Below are 18,058 nucleotides of genomic sequence, written 5' to 3' on the forward strand. Positions count from 1 at the left end.
AAGCATACCAGATTGTCACAATCTGAGATAGTTAGCTTTCCAATAAACCGCAGGTGAATCGTAAAAACCCCATATAATTAATGGATTATCTATTAGCAAATAAGCTTAAATTCTATAAAAGATAAGAGTAGTATGTAACGCGCTGTCACACAACACCAGTTAAAGAGGATTAAAAATCATAATGGATTTTAGTTTAAGAAGAGCATTTTTGAAGAATTTTTTGGGAAATTCTCCAGATTGGTACAAACTTGCTATCATTTTGTTCTTAATAATAAACCCAATTGTTTTCTACTTTGTTAACCCATTTATCGCCGGTTGGTTACTCGTCATTGAATTCATTTTCACTTTGGCGATGGCACTAAAATGCTACCCATTACAACCTGGCGGGCTATTAGCCATTGAAGCCGTGCTAATTGGTATGACTTCCCCTGCGCAGATTTCTCATGAAATCAGTAATAACCTTGAAGTGGTTCTGTTACTGATCTTTATGGTGGCTGGCATCTACTTTATGAAGCAACTTCTGTTATTTGTGTTTACAAAGCTGTTAATAAACGTCCGTTCTAAACGAATTTTAGCGTTGTCATTTTGCTTAGCAAGTGCGTTTTTATCCGCTTTTTTAGATGCTTTAACCGTCATTGCTGTGGTCATTAGCGTTTCTATTGGCTTCTACTCAATTTACCACCAATATGCCTCTAGCCAGCCGAGCAATACGGATCTACAAAACGATTCCTTCATTGATACGGTTGAAAAAAAGCAGACATTGGAACAGTTCCGTGCATTCTTACGTAGCTTAATGATGCATGCAGGTATCGGTACTGCCCTTGGCGGCGTAATGACTATGGTGGGTGAACCACAAAACCTGATCATCGCGAAACATGTTGAGTGGGATTTTATTACCTTCTATCTGCGGATGGCGCCAGTCACTATCCCTGTTTTCTTATGTGGGCTCGTGGTCTGTTTCCTCGTTGAAAAGTTCAAAGTATTTGGCTACGGGGCTGAATTGCCAGACACCGTGCGCCAAGTATTAACCGAACACGACAAAAAAATGAGTGCTAAGCGCAGCAAAAAAGAGCAAGCGCAGCTTATCGTCCAAGGTCTTATCGGTATTTGGTTAATTCTTGCGTTGGCATTTCACCTTGCTGAAGTGGGTCTGATTGGTCTGTCCGTGATCATTCTTGCCACGACATTCTGTGGGATCACTGAGGAACACGCGCTCGGAAAAGCCTTTGAAGAAGCCTTACCGTTTACTGCCCTACTGACGGTTTTTTTCAGCGTTGTCGCCGTGATCATTGACCAGCAGCTATTTACGCCATTTATTCAGTATGTGCTGCAATCCTCTGAATCATCGCAGCTGTCCCTGTTCTATCTGTTTAACGGGCTGCTCTCTGCAGTATCAGATAACGTATTTGTCGGCACCGTGTATATTACTGAAGCCTTAAAAGCCGCTAATGCAAGCTTAATTTCAGCCGAGCAATATCAGCACTTAGCGGTCGCAATTAACACCGGAACAAACTTGCCGTCGGTTGCAACGCCAAATGGACAAGCCGCCTTCCTGTTCCTATTAACCTCGGCACTGTCTCCGCTGATTCGCCTGTCTTATGGTCGAATGGTGTGGATGGCATTACCATTTACGGTTGTGATGACCATCGTTGGTCTGCTAGGTGTTGAGCTATGGCTTATCCCATTAACTGACTGGATGGAAAGCTTAGGGTTAATTTCTATTCCACGTTGATCAATATTGATTGTTCAGATTCTGAATTTAAAGCCGCATATTTATGCGGCTGAGGTTGATGACAAAGAGGGATAAAAGCGTGGTTTTTCCCTCTTTGTGTTATCAGGCGAAAATCAATAAATTGATTTTCCTCGTCAATATTACAACCCAAAAGAGCCATTTCCAAACCTGATGGGCTTGAAAATGGTCTGAGCCGCATATTTATGCGGCTTTTTTTGTAATAAAACGTAAAAATTAAGCTAATCTCATTCTAATCTGATTTTGCTGCTTTTTTTATCACCCAGATAGAGGCAAAATAAGCCGATTATTAATGAAGGGAATTTATTATGTTCAGATTTTTTAATTACTGTTCTCAAGGACGGTCAGCTTGGCTGCTTATGGCATTCACTGCTTTTATGCTTGAATGTGCTGCTCTGTATTTCCAACATATTATGAAACTGCAACCTTGTGTAATGTGTATCTATGAGCGCGTTGCATTGATGGGAATTATTGCGGCAGGTTTAATCGGAGCGATTGCACCGAAAAGCACCGTCGTTAAAGTGATTGCGATTGTGGTTTGGCTGTATGCGGGTTGGCGTGGATTAGACCTTTCATGGGAACATACCATGCTGCAACTTTACCCGTCTCCGTTTGCATCCTGTGATTTCTTTGTCAATTTCCCAGACTGGTTACCGCTGCAAGAATGGGTACCTTCTGTGTTTGAAGCGACAGGGGATTGTGCGGTTAGACAATGGGCTTTCTTAGGGTTAGACATGCCGCAGTGGTTAGTTGGTATTTTTGCAGCTTACATCTTAGTTGGCATCATCGTTGCGATCAGCCTCTTCTTCCCAAGTAAAAAATAACCTTTCTTTTTTCGCCCATCAACTGTGCTTGATGGGCGATTCAAATCATTAGCTCACCAAAATACTTAGATACAGGCCCCACTACGAATTGCCGAAACCGCACAACGACGCCCATTTGCAAACTGGCAAACAGGGGTTTTCTGACCATTTAATTCTAAATTCAGTGAAGGCAGTCCCCCCGCAGAGGTACACGCCTCTTGAGCTCCGGGACCTAAATTCACCACTTGCTGAGCATATTGAGAACCGGACGTTTCTGCTCTTGTCATTTTACTGTTATCAGGGCTACTGCACGCTGAAAGTAAAATAGATAATACGGTAGCTGAACCCATTGCCACGACTGTTCTTAACAGCGCCTGACTTTTCCTTTTCATTCTCTTTCTCCGATAGTATCAGCGCTGTTTTGCATCCCATTATGTTTTGAACCTTATTAATGGGTGCCACTTTTAGAAAACAGGTTGATGACCAATACACCAATGATAATTAATAGCATACCAATAATTGCGGGTAAATCGAGTTTTTGGTTATAAATATAGATAGCCGCCACAGAAACCAACACAATTCCCAATCCTGACCAAATGGCATACGCTATCCCCAGTGGCATCACTTTCACAACTTGGGAAAGCCCCCAGAAAGAGGCTGCATAGCCAATGACAACCACTAAAGAGGGCCAAAAACGGCTAAAACCATCCGACGCTTTTAACGTTGTTGTCGCAATCACTTCCGCAATAATGGACATTAATAAGAAGCCCAATCCTTTCATTGTTCACCTTTCTCTGTTTTTAGCCTAAAATTTGGCAGAAATTTAGCACACAAAAAAGCACTGTACTAACCTTTAATTAGTACAGTGCTAAATGAATAAATCTAGCTTAATGATTCGCAGCGGTTGGCTGTTTTTCTGCAAAAGCTGAGCGATAACGGGTATAGATAAACACGCACCAAGCAAGTGCTAAAAGGCTGATAATCGCCCCCACATAACCAATATTAGTCATTCCCATATGGGTAATCACTTGGTTTCCTAATAATGCACCTGCGCCAATGCCAATATTAAATAATCCAGAGAAGATTGACATCGCCACATCGGTCGCATCTGGCGCCAAGTCCAACACTTTCACTTGGATCCCGAGGCTAATGCACATAATCGCCATACCCCAGAATATACAGGTACCAATCAATGTCCAAACATCTCCACTTAATGGCATAAATAACACTAAACAAAGTGTCAGTAAGGCCATCGATACCGGTAAGAATGAGAGTGTAAAGCGGCTACTGTAGCGGCTAAATAAGACGCTACCAAAAATGCCCGCCCCACCAAAAATTAATAATAAGAGTGTGGCAAAATTTTGACTCTGTAAGGCAATATCGCGTACAAACGGTTCAATATAACTATACGCGGTAAAATGAGCCGTAATGACGACGGTGATTAACACAAAGACACCCATCAATGCGGGGCGTTTAAACAGAACCGGTAGGCTTTTTAACGAACCGGAATGTTCGCTCGGTAAACGAGGTAAGAATCGCAATAACGCAATCAGGGTTAATAACGCCAGTACGCCGATACATAAAAATGTCACTCGCCAGCCCATCCATTGCCCAATCACTCGCCCTAACGGTAATCCTAACACGGTCGCCAGTGCCGTTCCCGTGGCGAGCAAGCCCAAAGCTTGCGCTTTTTTACCCGCAGGCGCGACGCGGATCGCCAATGATGCCGTTATCGACCAGAAAACTGCATGAGATAACGCAATACCGATACGCGCGATAATCAGCACTTCAAAGCTCCACGCAATCCCGCATAGAATATGGCTGAGAATAAAGACAACAAACAAAATTCCCAATAATTTCCGCCGCTCAAATTTTCCCGTCATCAGCATTAATGGTAGAGACATCACTGCGACAACCCACGCATAAATGGTGATCATCAGCCCTGTATGGGCAACGGTCATATCAAAACTTTCAGCAATATCACTCAATAATGCGACAGGAACAAATTCGGTGGTATTAAAGACAAAAGCCGCAACGGAAAGCGCCAATACACGGATCCACGCAGTGCTTCGAGAAACCTGGGACATGGTTTACGACATCCTGTTGATGATAATTAAGGCCAATAACAGCCTTCAGTATATTTTTGTGAATAATATCACATTCGCCATTCATCTTTAAAGGATTGAAAATTATCATGTTCACACTATTTTTTCACAGAGAAACGGTCACTCTCCTTTAATTTTCATATCAGTTTGAAAAGCGACAGAATCATTTCTTCTATGCTACAATCTGCAAATTACTTTTTATTCTTACAGGAATTCCTAAATGAAAACCCATTTTCCAACTGAGCCAGACGTAAATGCATTAGCAGACGAAGTAACTTGTTTAAAAAATCTTGTTACTCATATGCTTAAAGCTATCGGTCAGGCTGACGCGGGTAAAATTTTGATCAAAATGCAACGCGAAGTCGCTTCGATGGAAGATGAGAAGCAAGCTGAGACTTACAAAAACATTTTAGAACAAATCAAGACTGGTTATCGTCAATAAGAGCTTTAGCGATAAATGCGATTCTAAGCGCTAAGCCAAAACAGCGAGCTAAAGTGCACAAAAACCTAAGTTTCGTTCACTAGGATCCTTTATCTTTGATCTCGAATTAAACCATTCTTTATTCATTTAGCTCCCCCTTCAGATCCCTATGAAGGGGGCTTTTTTTTGCCTAAAACCCTACCTTTTCACTCACTCAAAAAACAAAAAACGCCACTCTTTCGAGTAGCGCTTTGATAAATCCCCTGTCTGTCTAAATAACGTAATAAACAGACTTAAATCGGACCTAAATTTGTCATGACTGCGTAAACAATCGAGATAATCGAAATAATGACCCAAGTTAATACCAGCGGCCAAATAAACTTCAGCCACTTGGTGTATGGGATTTTCGACGTCGCTAACACTGCCATCAGGATACCTGATGTTGGGTTAATACAGTTCACGACACCCTCGCCCATTAATACCGTTTGAACGGTAGTTTGACGGGTGATTTCTAACAGGTCGCCCATTGGGGTGAAAATAGGCACTAAAACTGCCGCTTCACCGGAACCTGAAGAAATAAAAAAGTGCATAATAGCAGCGGTACCGAACATTGAAATCGCAGATAATGTTTTCGGTAATCCATCCATCAGAGAAATAATCGAATTCACGATGGTGTCTAAGATCATTCCATCCGCTAATACAATCGCAATCGCACGCGCCATACCAACGATAAATGCCCCGCCAACCATGCCAGCACAGCCTTTCAGGAAGCCGGTTGCAATATCATTCGGTGACATTCTGTTCAGTACGCCTACCCCCACGCCTAAGATGATAAACATGGCCATCATCTCTTTCTCGCCCCAACCCCACTCAATCGCACCAAAAATAAAGCCAATTAAACAGAATGCGGCATAGGATAATGTAATGACGTGGCGTAAAGAGATTTTTGAGGTCTCAAATTGGCTATCATCAATTTGCACTTCGGGGCGAACCATCCCTTGACGGCGGCTTTTCTTCGCGTACAGAGTTAAGAAGATAATCCCTGCAACCACAAAGCTAATATAAACCACAGTACGGAAGCCAAATGCCGATAGCAGTGGAACGTCAGCCAAACCTTGAGATAACCCGACAGTCATCGGTGCCATTACCGAAGCGTTAAAGCCGGAGTATGCCGCAACATAGACGATCGCTGCGCCAAACTTGTCATCCATTCCGACAGACTTCGCCACCAATAAACCTATTGGCACGAATGCAATTATCGAGTTCACCACAATTCCAGTGGTACCCAAAATGGAGAACACCACAAAGAAGATAGTGATCAACAAAAAGTCATTGAGCTTTTTACTGCGTGAAATATTGCTCAGAACTTTGTTGATTGCACCCGTCGTTTCAAGCAGATGTAACGCGCCCCCAGTAAAGATAATCAGGAAAATGATCGGAGCCGCTTTAACTAGCCCGTCAGCGATCGATGTGAAAACCTGCCCTGGTAAAACGCCATGCTGTTCAGGTAAACGCTCATAACTTCCCGGAATGGTATAGGAACTCTTGACTTGGGTTTCCACGCCATCTTTGATAGTCGTGATCACTTTCGTTTCAGAGGCATATTGCCCAGCCGGAACGATCCAAGTAGCAACCGCTGCCGCTACTAAGATGAAAAAGAGCAATACATACGGGTTTATCCCATCAGAACGCTTTTTTTGTGGTGGTGGTGTTGTTGATGCTTTTGATGTTGATATGGATGTTGCCATAGATTTATCCTGTTGGATTATTATTTATTTTGTTAGCCATAATTACTGCGTAATGCGTTTTAACACATTGAAAAATAACTGAGCGCGCTCAGTTAAAGAGGGAATTTCAAGATACTCTTTGTCACTATGTTGATAGCCGCCAATTGGGCCTAAACCGTCTACCGTTGGTGTCCCCACACCCGCGGTAAATGAAGCATCTGAGCCACCACCTGTAGAAACGTCTTCCAGAGTGATTGCCAGTTTGTCGGCTTCTTGTTTGATGATGTCGATAAGCGCGGCACTTTCTGGCGTTTTTGCCATTGGTGGACGGTTGATCCCGCCTGTCAGTGAAAGCTGAATGCCTTCTAGAACAGGCTGGCTGCACACTTCACGTACTTTCTTGTCGATTTCAATACCTTGCTGCTCAGAAGAGATCCGCACATCAATTTCTGCACGCGCATTTGGAGCAACAGTATTCACAGAGGTTCCACCCGTGATCAGACCCACGTTCACCGAAAGCCCTTTATCGTGCTGAGAAAGCGCATGTAAGCTTTGGATTTTAAAAGTAAGTTCTTGGATAGCGCTGATCCCAGCTTCAGGAGCAATACCTGAGTGAGAGGCTTTACCTTGAATAGTCAGAACATAGGTTCCTACACCGCGACGGGCGCTAACAATGGCACCATTCGCACGTGCTGGCTCCATCACTAAGGCATAGCGCTTGTCTTTTGCACATTCCTCGATGACTGAACGTGACGAAATAGAACCAATCTCTTCGTCGCAGTTCAACAGCACTTCAATTTTCTTGTAACGCTCATCGCTGGAGGCATAAAGCTGTTTGATCACCTGATGCACCATGACATGGCTGCCTTTCATATCGATAACACCGGGGCCATAGGCTCTATCACCCTCAATACTAAATGGTCTTTCCGCTACAGTGCCTTTTGGAAATACAGTATCAAGGTGCAGCAAAATCAAAATTTCAGGCGTGGTAGATGGGTGATAAATGCGATAGTTATTACCCAATTTTTCATTTGGGATTATCTCAACTTCAAAACCCATTGATTGGTAGCGTTCACACCAAAATGCGGCGTGATTATCCACCCCCTCTTTATCGTATGAACCGGATTCTGTATTAACCACTTGCTTTAATAAGTCCAGCATTTCTGCTTCGTGTGTTAAAAATTCATTGTGCATGTTGAGTTCCTATTATTTATTATTTTATGGCGAGATATTTCAATGAGGGAAATTGGCTCCCGCACGATAAGATTTTTATTCCAAACAAAATTAAATGTTTATTACCTATAGACAATAATATTGTCGAATATTCCATTTGACGCGTAAAAACACGCCATTACCTATGCGGATTTAATGCATATACAACAATGGCGAGTAATTGAGGGGTTTAACCCAAGGTGGAACAACCCTATGATAATCCGACATTTAGCTTGATTGAAAAGGATACTTTCGCACCATAGCATAATAGATAAATAAATTACAAATAATTATTAATGCATAACTATGCGTTATTTTTTGAATCTTTAAAAAAGTAATAGTTACAGATAGGAATTATAAAAATAGTCATAATCAATATATTAATTATGGTGAATAATTTTCAAAAATTAATGGCATGCTATTAATTTTAGTTAACCATAAATATGTAGCATTACACGCGGTCTTTATTTTTTTTATTTACATTATTTAACGCTAATAAAGCGTATTCATCGTTTAACTTTATTTAAATTAAAATAACCACAAAGGAGTATTTAGTCTATTTGTTCAACATTTATAAGATAAATAAACATCAGCGCCTAAAAAACATACGGATTTTTTAAACTGAGAGTTTAATGTCATTCAATTTAGGTGCGATTTTCTTTCAGTATGTTTATTTAGCTCTCTTCAGCATAAAATGCGATACGCCTTTCTTCTACTAGCGTACCACTTTGCTGGCACTATTCGCTGGAATAGTTAGATAAAATGATAAATCGAATACGGTGGGGATAGAGGTAGGATGAGCAAATAAAAAAGGGAAACATGACGTTTCCCTTTCATTTTATCGCATTAACATCGTAGGCTATTTCAGATATTGGCCTGAGCGTAATGCTTCAATACGTTTATCTAATGGTGGGTGAGATAAAAACAGTTCGCTAAATGCTTTACCACGGCCATTGATACAAAATGCCATCAAGCGCCCTTCTTCTTGCGGCTCATAGCTTGTTTTCAGGCGTTGCAGTGCAGCAATCATTTTCTCTCTACCGACTAATTTGGCAGAGCCTGCATCCGCGTGGAACTCACGGTAACGAGAGAACCACATCGTAATGATGCTCGCTAAAATACCAAACACGATTTCTAATACCATCGAAACGGCAAAATAAACCATTGGGTTACCATTGCTGCTTTCACTTTCATTGTCATTGTTGTTTGACATAAAGCCAGCCGCAACTTGCGCCAAAATACGTGAAATAAAGATAACAAAGGTATTCACAACACCTTGCAATAAGGTCATGGTAACCATATCACCGTTAGCGACATGGCTGATTTCATGAGCAATAACGGCTTCAGCTTCATCACGGCTCATGTTTTCCAATAAACCCGTACTTACCGCAACCAAAGAAGCATCACGGCGTGCACCCGTTGCAAATGCGTTGATATCCGGTGCATGGTAAATTGCCACTTGTGGCATTTTGATACCCACTTGCTGGGATTGACGGCTAACAGTGTTAACTAACCACTGTTCCATCTCATTACGTGGATGTTCGATAACTTCACCACCAACGGACTTCAGCGCCATCCATTTGGACATGAGCAGCGACACAAACGCGCCACCAAAACCAAACAATGCCGCCATGATCAGCAGACCTTGAGCACTACTTCCACGTATCCCGGTTAAACTTAAAATAATCCCGAACACAAACATAACAGCTAAGTTTGTGAGCAAGAATAAAGCAATTCTCATCATTTTTTATAGGTTCCTTGGTCAAAACAAACATCACGACAAATTTACTTTATAAATAAGGTTTTTTCACACCATTTCAAGCCCATTAACAGGAAAAAGCCATAAAATAACATATCTTTACACACAGGAATAAAAAATGCCGTTTTAATAAACGGCATTTAAATGATAGCGATAAGGCACTACGAGAAAATGATCAGCTCACTTTTCCTTTAGTTGGTTTGCCCTTAGAAACCTTTGCGGTTGTTTTAGCAGCAGCTTTAGCTTTATCGGCTTTCGCTTTATCCGCTTTCGCTTTATCCGCTTTTGCTTTGTCTGCTTTATCTTTTGCTGCTTTGGTTTTGTCTTTCTCTACCGCTTTAGCTTTGTCGGCTTTTTCCTTCACCGCTTTAGAGGTTTCCTTCTCTTTAGCCTTGGCTTTATCTGCTTTTTCTTTCACTGCTTTTGCAGATTCTTTGTCGGCAGTTTTAGCTTTATCTGCTTTCTCTTTTACAGCTTTAGAGGTTTCTTTATCAGCAGCTTTGGCTTTATCCGCTTTCTCTTTTACAGCTTTAGAGGTCTCTTTCTCTGTTGCTTTTGCCTTATCTTTCACAGCTTTCGATGTTTCCTTCTCAGCTGCTTTAGCCTTATCAGTTGCTTTTGATGCTTTATCTTTTGCAGTTTTACTCATGTTGTCACCTGTCTCTTTGATAGAATCTACCGCTGATGGTTTGCTGGACTGCTTTGCCACACCCGCCCCAATACCCGCACCAATACCTGCATTTTTATTGATTGAGTTTTTTAGTTCATTTGTACAGACTTGCTCCGAACGACTGGTTGTTCCGTCATTACAGATAAATTGCCCGCCATCACAACGAGCAATTCCGCCTTTAGCGCCTGAACAAGGGTAGTTACTTGCATTCGCAGAACCCATTGACGACATCATGACCGCCATGACAGTTAATAAACCTACAGATAATTTACGCATTGTTTTGCCTCATTAATAAGGGATATTACTAACTGAAGTGTAGGATACTTTTGAAAAAGCGAAAGAAAACCCAATAATTTTTTAAATAAAAATTTAAGTTTAGTTGAATTTAAGTCTGTAGATAAAATACCAAATAAAATAAATCACCTTAAAATCAATTAATTATGGTATTTTTAGATATAAAAAAGCCAGCTTGCGCTGGCTCTAAAAATACTTTTTATTTTTACTGCTTGGCACCAGAAAGCATCTTAGTGTTTTGATTCGAAAGGTCTATTGCCATTTTCACCGTTTCATCTAAATACGGATCTGGCGCTTCGTAATCTTTCGGTAAATCATCAATCGACTTCAATAATGGCTTGCCAAGTTTCGCATTGCGCTCATTAATGCGTTTCAGTTTGGTCGCATCAATTTCATCATCTTCTTTCTGACGCTGAGCATAGTTCAGAGAAATCAGATTCTTAGTCGCTTTCAATGACTTGTAACGCGCAATATCTTCATCGATATATTTGAATTCAGGATCAACACTGATACGGGCTAAATGCTTGGTTTTAATCGGAGATAAATCCGCGTTAATGTCCCCAGATTTAGTGTAATTCGCAGCCGGGATGCTATCCCAAGGCAATGCGTTATCTTCAAAGCTTTCACCTGTTTCTGCTGGATCTTGCCCTGTTGGCATAACCACATCTGGCGTCACACCTTCACGCTGAGTACTTCCACCATTTACACGATAGAACTTCTGGATAGTGTATTGCACTGAACCTAATGATGGCCATTCTGGTTTAAGCATTTGATCATAAACGCGGCTTAAACTTCTGTGCTGCTGTACAGTTCCTTTACCAAAAGTCGGTTCACCGACAATTAAAGCGCGGCCATAATCTTGCATTGCTGCAGCAAAAATTTCTGATGCGGAAGCACTAAAGCGATCAACCAGAACCACTAATGGACCTTTGTAATAGATAACATCATCGTCATCCGCATCTTGGCGAACTTGACCATTGTTATCACGAACTTGAACAACCGGCCCTTTGTTAATAAACAGTCCAGATAATGCAACCGCTTCTGTTAATGCCCCGCCGCCATTACCGCGCAGGTCAATAACAAGAGCCGAAACATTCTCTTTCGCCATTTTTTGTAGTTCAGTTTTGACATCATTAGTCAAACCAACATAGAAACCTGGAATATCTAATACACCAACTTTCTCTTTACCTTGCTGTTTGATAGACAGTTTTACCGCTCTATCTTCCAGTCGGATCTGTTCGCGAACAATTGTCACAATACGTGGCTTAGCACCTTTCGTATCTGAAACAACTTCTAAACGAACTTGGCTACCTTTTGGCCCTTTGATTAACGCGACGACGTCATCTAAACGCCAACCCACGACATCAACAATAGGTTTACCAACTTGACCAACACCAATGATTTTGTCGCCGACTTTTAATTCTTTGCTTTTAGCCGCAGGGCCACCCGCAACTAAAGAATTAATTGTCGTATTATCATCATCTTGTTGTAATACAGCACCAATCCCTTCAAGGGATAAACTCATTTCTGAGTTAAATTGTTCAGTGCTACGAGGTGATAAATAACTGGTATGTGGGTCAATTTCGCGAGCAAACGCATTCATGATTAATTGGAATACGTCTTCGCTTTGTGCCTGAGATAAGCGTTTCAATGCAAAATTGTAACGCTTAGTCAGTTTGTCTTTGATCTCTTTGTCATCTTTGCCCGTTAATTTCAAACTCAACCAATCATAGCGGACTTTTTGATCCCATAAACGGTCTAGTTCTTCTTTATCTTTCGGCCAAGGTGCTTTAGTTCGATCAACTTCAATAGAATCCGTCGCGTTTAAATCAATCGGTTGATCTAAACGCGCGAGTGCATATTTGAAACGTTCAAAACGACGTTGCTGAGAAAGGTTATACAGGTCATAGAACTTATCTAACTTGCCATCTTCAAGCCATTCACCCGTTTTTGCTTTATCTTTTGCATACTGGTCAACATCGGATTGAAGTAAAACATTATGCCCGTAATCAATCATATTGAGATAACGGTCAAATATTTTCCCAGAAAACTCTTTGTCTAAATCGAATTGGCGATAGTGAGAACGCGTAAAACGCGATGTCACCCGCTCACTCACGGTACCGTGCTGTGTATTCTGCTTTAAAAGAGGTAACTGAGCAGCAGTGACCGGAGTCACTGCCTGAGTATTAGCTATTGCAGTGCCGAAAGTCGCGAGACTCACAACAAATGCAACTTTGAGTAATTTGTTCATGACCTGAGTGACCTCCGTATCAGAACTTTAAATGTTCCGCGCGCACAATCATTGCCAGACCAGATGGCAATTGAACCCTAACACCATCTTTGGCAATTTCCAGCACAGAGGCATCCATCATACTGCTACCCACTTTCACTTTCAGAGTCTGACCGACTTTCAGTGTGTTGATATCAGTAACTGATTTCAAATTCTCTTCAGCTGGGTTGCTACGAGGTTTTTTCGGAGCTGTATTTTGTGGGCGTTCTTTTTTGTCTGATGGACGGCGACGAGATGTGCTCTCTTTGTTCGCATCATTTTGACGAGGTGCTTTGTCGCTAGGCTTTTTCGCAGCAGGACGCTTTTGCGTTTTTTGTTGCTCTGCGCGTTGCGCTTGGACTCTCGCTTTCGCTTCAGCTAATTGTTGACGCGCATGGGCAATGTGCTCTGCATCTAATTCACCGCAGTCATCTCCATTTAAGTCAACACGTTTTGCGCCTTCTTTAACACCGTAAAGGTAACGCCAGCTAGAGGTATACATGCGTAACGCAGAACGTAATTGCGTTTTGCTAATACCATCTTCTTCGCTCAAGTTCCCTACGATATCTTGAAAAATTCCGACTTTAAGCGGACGTGCTTCGCCTTCAGCGATAAAACAGCGTGGAAAACGCTCTGCCAAAAATGCGATAACTTCTTTACTACTATTCAACTTAGGTTGATTTTCCATGAAATTTCCTGATAACAACGATTTTGCCAACCTCACGGGCATGAACAAGCGGACATTATAATCGTGTTGCTGACAATTGCCACGTTCCTATTGATTTTACATACCAATAATTAATAATATTTTGGTATAGAACACATCGCCAAGTGCTGGCATAACTGGTCTGTAAGGTATTGAAGCCCTTTTTCATCTTCTTCATCGAATTGACCGATATTTGGGCTATCGATGTCTAAAACCCCAATTATCTTGCCATTTACACTCAGAGGGAAGACGATTTCCGAGTTACTTGCCGCATCACATGCGATGTGACCTGGGAAAGCATGCACATCTTCCACACGCTGAACTCGCGCTTCAGAAAATGCAGCACCACAGACGCCTTTATCGAACGAGATCCGTACACAAGCGACTTTGCCTTGGAAGGGTCCGAGAACCAGCTCCTTTCCATCACTCAAGTAAAAACCAGCCCAGTTGATACCGGATAAACGTTCAAATAATAACGCACTGCTATTTGCCAAACTGGCAATTAAATCATACTCTCCAGCGAGAAGTGCAGATAAACTATCTGAAAGTTCGAGATAATACTTCTTTTTATCCATATTTATTTTCAGTTATACATAAACAAGTAAAAAATATTAGTAAGCGTAGACCGTAGGTTAGCAAGTTGTCACTTTTACGTAAATTTTTTTACACTAGATTACAAGCAAATTAATTCATACAATGAATATATATGACCCACATTAATCATACTGCCATGAATTTGCAACGTTGTTGCCATTGTAACCAAAAAATAGTGACTCCGCCTTTTCGACCACGGCAAGTCATTGTTTGCCCAAGATGTTCTAGTCAATTAAATGATGGGCGTTCATGGTCACTCCGTCGTCTTGCTCTATTATCTATCACTTTACTGCTTCTTGCGCCCATCGCTTTTTGGCAGCCATTGATTTCTATTCATCTATTTGGCATCCAAATCAATGCTAATGTGCTTGATGGTATCCGCTTAATTAGCGAGCAAGGTGACCCTTTTACCGCCAGCATTGTGGCTTTTTGTGCGATAGCAGCACCGCTACTTTTGCCTATTTCGATTTTATCTTTGGTATTAGCGCGTTACCTGTCCATCAACATGCGTCCCATTTTACTGATGATGAAGCATCTCAAAGAGTGGGTCATGCTGGATGTCTATCTTGTCGGTTTGGGTATCGCCGCGATTAAAATGCAAGATTACGCGACGGTTTCTGTCGGGCACGGGTTGATTGCGTTTAGCACAATGTCTGTGATTAGTATTATTATTTTAATCCATATTAATCTCGATGAACTGTGGCGACGGCTTTATCCTTTAGAGGAAAATGCAGATGCTCCTCATGCAGAAACCTGCCTAGCCTGCCATTTTACTGGCGAACCCAATAAGAAAGGCAAGTGCCAGCGCTGCCACCGTCCACTTCACCATCGCGAACCTTTAAGCTTACAAAAAACATGGGCCGCACTGATTGCCGCCATGGTGTTGTTGATCCCTGCTAACCTACTGCCCATTTCGACGTTTTATTTAAATGGGCGACGCTTAGAAGACACGATTTACTCCGGTGTTGTTTCCTTAATTGACTCAGGAAACTGGCCTATTGCCATTATCGTTTTTATTGCCAGTATTTTGGTGCCCTTCGTGAAGATTATCATCATGATACTGTTACTATTTTCAATTCAACTTAAAAGCCATACAGACCCTGTGTTACGGATGAAATTGCTGAAATTCGTTTCATGGATTGGGCGTTGGTCGATGTTAGATTTATTCGTCATCGCCTTGATGATGACCTTAGTTAACCGCGATATGCTAATGTCATTTACGATGGGACCTGCGGCTTTATATTTTGGTACCGCTGTTATTTTAACTATCCTTGCTGTTGAGTGGTTGGACAGTCGATTAATTTGGGATTCTTATGGAAAATCAAAACCATCAAAGTGAAACTTCAGATGAAGTTTCGGAGGTTATCAGCCGTAAAAGGACGACAATCTCGCCCTTTTGGCTGCTTCCCATCATCGCGATCATGATCGCAGGCTGGCTGCTATTCCAACAATGGGTGGAGCGTGGCACGCAAATTACAATTCAATTTTCATCCGCCTCTGGCGTTGTTGCAGGTCGAACGCCAATTCGCTACCAAGGTGTGGATGTCGGCATGGTACAAACCGTCTCTATCAGTGATGATATGAAAAGCGTCATTGTTACCGCCAATGTGAATAAAGACATGCGCTCTGCACTCACTTCAGGAACGCGTTTTTGGCTGGTAACACCTAAAGCCTCTCTAGCCGGCGTATCAGGCTTAGATGCTCTGGTAGGTGGGAACTATATTGGTATGCAACCAAGCACTGGCTCGCCAAAATCCCAATTTGTAGCGCTCGATACACCACCTCAGCGAAACTTAAATGAAGGTGAATTACTGATTTACCTCACCGCGAAAGATTTAGGCGCATTAAACGAAAACTCCCCCGTTTATTACCGTAAAGTTCCGGTCGGTTATATTTCTGATTACTCCTTATTACCTGAAAATAAAGGCGTCTCCATCGCGGTTATTATTAAAAAGCGCTACGTTAATCTCGTCCGGTCAGATAGCCAATTTTGGAATATCTCAGGTATTGAAGGTGGCTTCGACCTGAATACTGGCGCCAGCATCAAAATGGAAAGCCTGTCGGCAGTGATCAATGGCGCTGTCGCATTTGATTCCCCAGAAAATAGCCTGCCAGCACAAACAGGGCAACAATATGAATTGCAGCCGAGTAAAGAGGATGTCAAACCGCTTGATCAGCAAGGCAATATAGACTTGCAACTGACCCTCACCGCATTGGATACCTTCGGGGTAAATGTGGGGCAACCTGTTATCTATCGCGGAATAAAAATCGGTGAAGTGTTACAACGTCACTTAACGAATGACAATGTTCAGTTCCAAATTGCCGTGTTTAATGAATTTAAACATTTGGTTAAACAGGACAGTAAATTTGTCGCCAATAGCCGTGTCGATGTGCAGTTAGGTATGAGCGGATTACAATTCCAAGGCGCTACGCCGCAAGAGTGGCTAGAAGGCGGCCTACATATCATTCCGGGGAAAGGTAAAGATACATTACCAGACTCATTCCCGTTATATCGTACCGATGAAAATGCCAAGGCGGATATTTTAGGTTCCGCACCGCCGACCACCATTACGCTAAACACCAATACCCTTCCCGACATTCAACAAGGTTCAGTGGTGTTATATCGCCAATTTGAAGTCGGTAAAATTGTGTCGATTAAACCAAACAATGACGGCTTTGCAGTGAATGTGTATATCTCAGGGCAATACCGTAACTTATTGACCCCACAAAGCGTATTCTGGGCTGAAGGTGGTGCTAAAGTTCAGTTAAATGCTGGAGGTTTAACGGTTCAAGCTTCCCCACTCAGCCGTGCTTTTAGTGGTGCGATTAGTTTTGATAATATTCAAACTGGCTCATTAGATACTTCACGCCAACATACACTTTACCCATCAGAAACTGCGGCAAAAGCGATTGGTAGTGCGGTAACACTGACAACCTTTGATGCGTCTAAACTCTCCGAAGGCATGCCTATTCGTTATTTAGGTATTAACATCGGGCAAATCGAATCACTGAAGCTGTCTGCGGATAATCGTGAAGTGAAAGCAAAAGCAATTTTGTATCCTGAATATGTGGAGAATTTCACCAAAATTGGCAGCCGTTTTGCCATTGTCACTCCTGAGCTTTCTCCATCGGGGGTTAACAACCTCGATACACTGATCCAACCGTATATCAGTGCAGAGCCAGGACGCAGTAATAAGAGCCGTTTCCAATTTGAATTGCAAACTGCCAACATCACAGATTCCCGTTATCTCGATGGTCTCACCATTATCCTTGATGCTAGTGAGGCAGGTTCTATTCAGGTAGGAACGCCAATTCTGTTTAGAGGATTAGAGATCGGAACCGTCACCGGACTTTATTTGGGAGAGCTTTCCGATCGCGTTTATGTTGCAACGCGTATAGGTAAAGAATACCAATATCTGATCCGTGATAATACCCAGTTCTGGTTATCTTCAGGCTACAACCTCGCCTTTGGCTTAACAGGTGGCGTGGTGAAAAGCGGCACATTCAAGCAGTTTGTTCGTGGTGGAATCTCGCTGGCAACCCCGCCAACAGTGCCATTGGCACCTAAAGCCAAGCCGGATCAGCATTTCATTCTGAAATTAGAGCCACCAGCGGACTGGTTAGACTGGGGAACCCCTATCCCCAAAAAATAATCCCTAACAAGGCGTCATGTTTCTCAGCATGACGCCTTTTTTATTATCCACTACTGAAAATATATTTTGGAAATGAATTCCATTTATACTATGCT

Annotated in this window: 15 protein-coding genes; 5 read left to right on the top strand and 10 right to left on the bottom strand. The window is 42.1% G+C overall.

Features of this window, described 5'->3' with window-relative positions; translation table 11 throughout:
• The first annotated feature begins 181 nt into the window (after positions 1–181).
• A complete protein-coding gene (gene nhaB, locus QS795_RS09015; RefSeq protein WP_318626427.1) occupies positions 182–1,732 on the top strand; it encodes a sodium/proton antiporter NhaB in 1,551 nt (516 codons plus the stop codon).
• Positions 1,733–2,109: 377 nt separating this feature from the next.
• Positions 2,110–2,574: a disulfide bond formation protein DsbB gene (dsbB, locus tag QS795_RS09020; RefSeq protein ID WP_230082526.1), complete on the top strand. Its 465-nt coding sequence runs from the start codon at positions 2,110–2,112 to the stop codon at positions 2,572–2,574.
• 65 nt (positions 2,575–2,639) lie between these two features.
• Here dsbB and QS795_RS09025 read toward each other — a convergent pair whose 3' ends face one another.
• From QS795_RS09025 to QS795_RS09035, 3 genes are all read right to left on the bottom strand, one after another.
• Entirely contained in the window at positions 2,640–2,945 is a 306-nt protein-coding gene (locus tag QS795_RS09025; RefSeq protein WP_286271192.1) for a DUF333 domain-containing protein, read from the bottom strand.
• A 56-nt stretch (positions 2,946–3,001) separates the two neighbouring features.
• Complete coding sequence (locus QS795_RS09030) at positions 3,002–3,334, bottom strand: SMR family transporter (RefSeq protein ID WP_286271193.1); 333 nt, start codon at positions 3,332–3,334, stop codon at positions 3,002–3,004.
• A 106-nt stretch (positions 3,335–3,440) separates the two neighbouring features.
• Positions 3,441–4,640, bottom strand: coding sequence for a sugar transporter (locus QS795_RS09035; protein WP_286271194.1), 1,200 nt, complete (start codon positions 4,638–4,640; stop codon positions 3,441–3,443).
• Positions 4,641–4,878: 238 nt separating this feature from the next.
• Here QS795_RS09035 and QS795_RS09040 point away from each other — a divergent pair, with 238 nt between their 5' ends.
• On the top strand, positions 4,879–5,100 hold the full coding sequence (locus QS795_RS09040) for a DUF2594 family protein (protein ID WP_036954881.1): 222 nt from the start codon (positions 4,879–4,881) through the stop codon (positions 5,098–5,100).
• 272 nt (positions 5,101–5,372) lie between these two features.
• On the opposite strand, the gene QS795_RS09045 is transcribed toward QS795_RS09040, so the two are convergent.
• From QS795_RS09045 to QS795_RS09075, 7 genes are all read right to left on the bottom strand, one after another.
• On the bottom strand, positions 5,373–6,827 hold the full coding sequence (locus QS795_RS09045) for a YfcC family protein (protein WP_286271198.1): 1,455 nt from the start codon (positions 6,825–6,827) through the stop codon (positions 5,373–5,375).
• Positions 6,828–6,869: 42 nt separating this feature from the next.
• Entirely contained in the window at positions 6,870–8,000 is a 1,131-nt protein-coding gene (locus QS795_RS09050) for a M20 family metallopeptidase (protein ID WP_286271199.1), read from the bottom strand.
• An 877-nt stretch (positions 8,001–8,877) separates the two neighbouring features.
• Positions 8,878–9,762, bottom strand: coding sequence for a protease HtpX (htpX, locus tag QS795_RS09055; RefSeq protein WP_036954871.1), 885 nt, complete (start codon positions 9,760–9,762; stop codon positions 8,878–8,880).
• A 190-nt stretch (positions 9,763–9,952) separates the two neighbouring features.
• A complete protein-coding gene (locus QS795_RS09060; RefSeq protein ID WP_318626428.1) occupies positions 9,953–10,723 on the bottom strand; it encodes a YdcA family protein in 771 nt (256 codons plus the stop codon).
• Between the two features lie 223 nt (positions 10,724–10,946).
• Positions 10,947–12,992 (bottom strand): carboxy terminal-processing peptidase, encoded by a 2,046-nt coding sequence (prc, locus tag QS795_RS09065; RefSeq protein ID WP_154603685.1) that lies wholly within the window; start codon positions 12,990–12,992, stop codon positions 10,947–10,949.
• Positions 12,993–13,011: 19 nt separating this feature from the next.
• Positions 13,012–13,698 carry an RNA chaperone ProQ gene (gene proQ / locus QS795_RS09070; RefSeq protein ID WP_154638412.1) on the bottom strand — a complete coding sequence of 229 codons (687 nt, stop codon included), beginning with the start codon at positions 13,696–13,698 and terminating at the stop codon, positions 13,012–13,014.
• Positions 13,699–13,808: 110 nt separating this feature from the next.
• The gene (locus QS795_RS09075) at positions 13,809–14,291 is read right to left on the bottom strand and encodes a GAF domain-containing protein (protein ID WP_286271202.1); all 483 of its coding nucleotides are present in this window, start codon (positions 14,289–14,291) and stop codon (positions 13,809–13,811) included.
• A 131-nt stretch (positions 14,292–14,422) separates the two neighbouring features.
• Between QS795_RS09075 and yebS the strand changes: the two genes are divergently transcribed.
• Positions 14,423–15,649 (top strand): membrane integrity lipid transport subunit YebS, encoded by a 1,227-nt coding sequence (gene yebS, locus QS795_RS09080; protein ID WP_318626429.1) that lies wholly within the window; start codon positions 14,423–14,425, stop codon positions 15,647–15,649.
• A complete protein-coding gene (locus QS795_RS09085; RefSeq protein ID WP_286271205.1) occupies positions 15,624–17,963 on the top strand; it encodes an MlaD family protein in 2,340 nt (779 codons plus the stop codon). Before yebS ends, QS795_RS09085 begins: the two co-directional genes overlap by 26 nt.
• Positions 17,964–18,058 lie beyond the last annotated feature (95 nt).

The organism is Providencia zhijiangensis (genome assembly GCF_030315915.2).
GTDB classification, from domain to species: domain Bacteria; phylum Pseudomonadota; class Gammaproteobacteria; order Enterobacterales; family Enterobacteriaceae; genus Providencia; species Providencia zhijiangensis.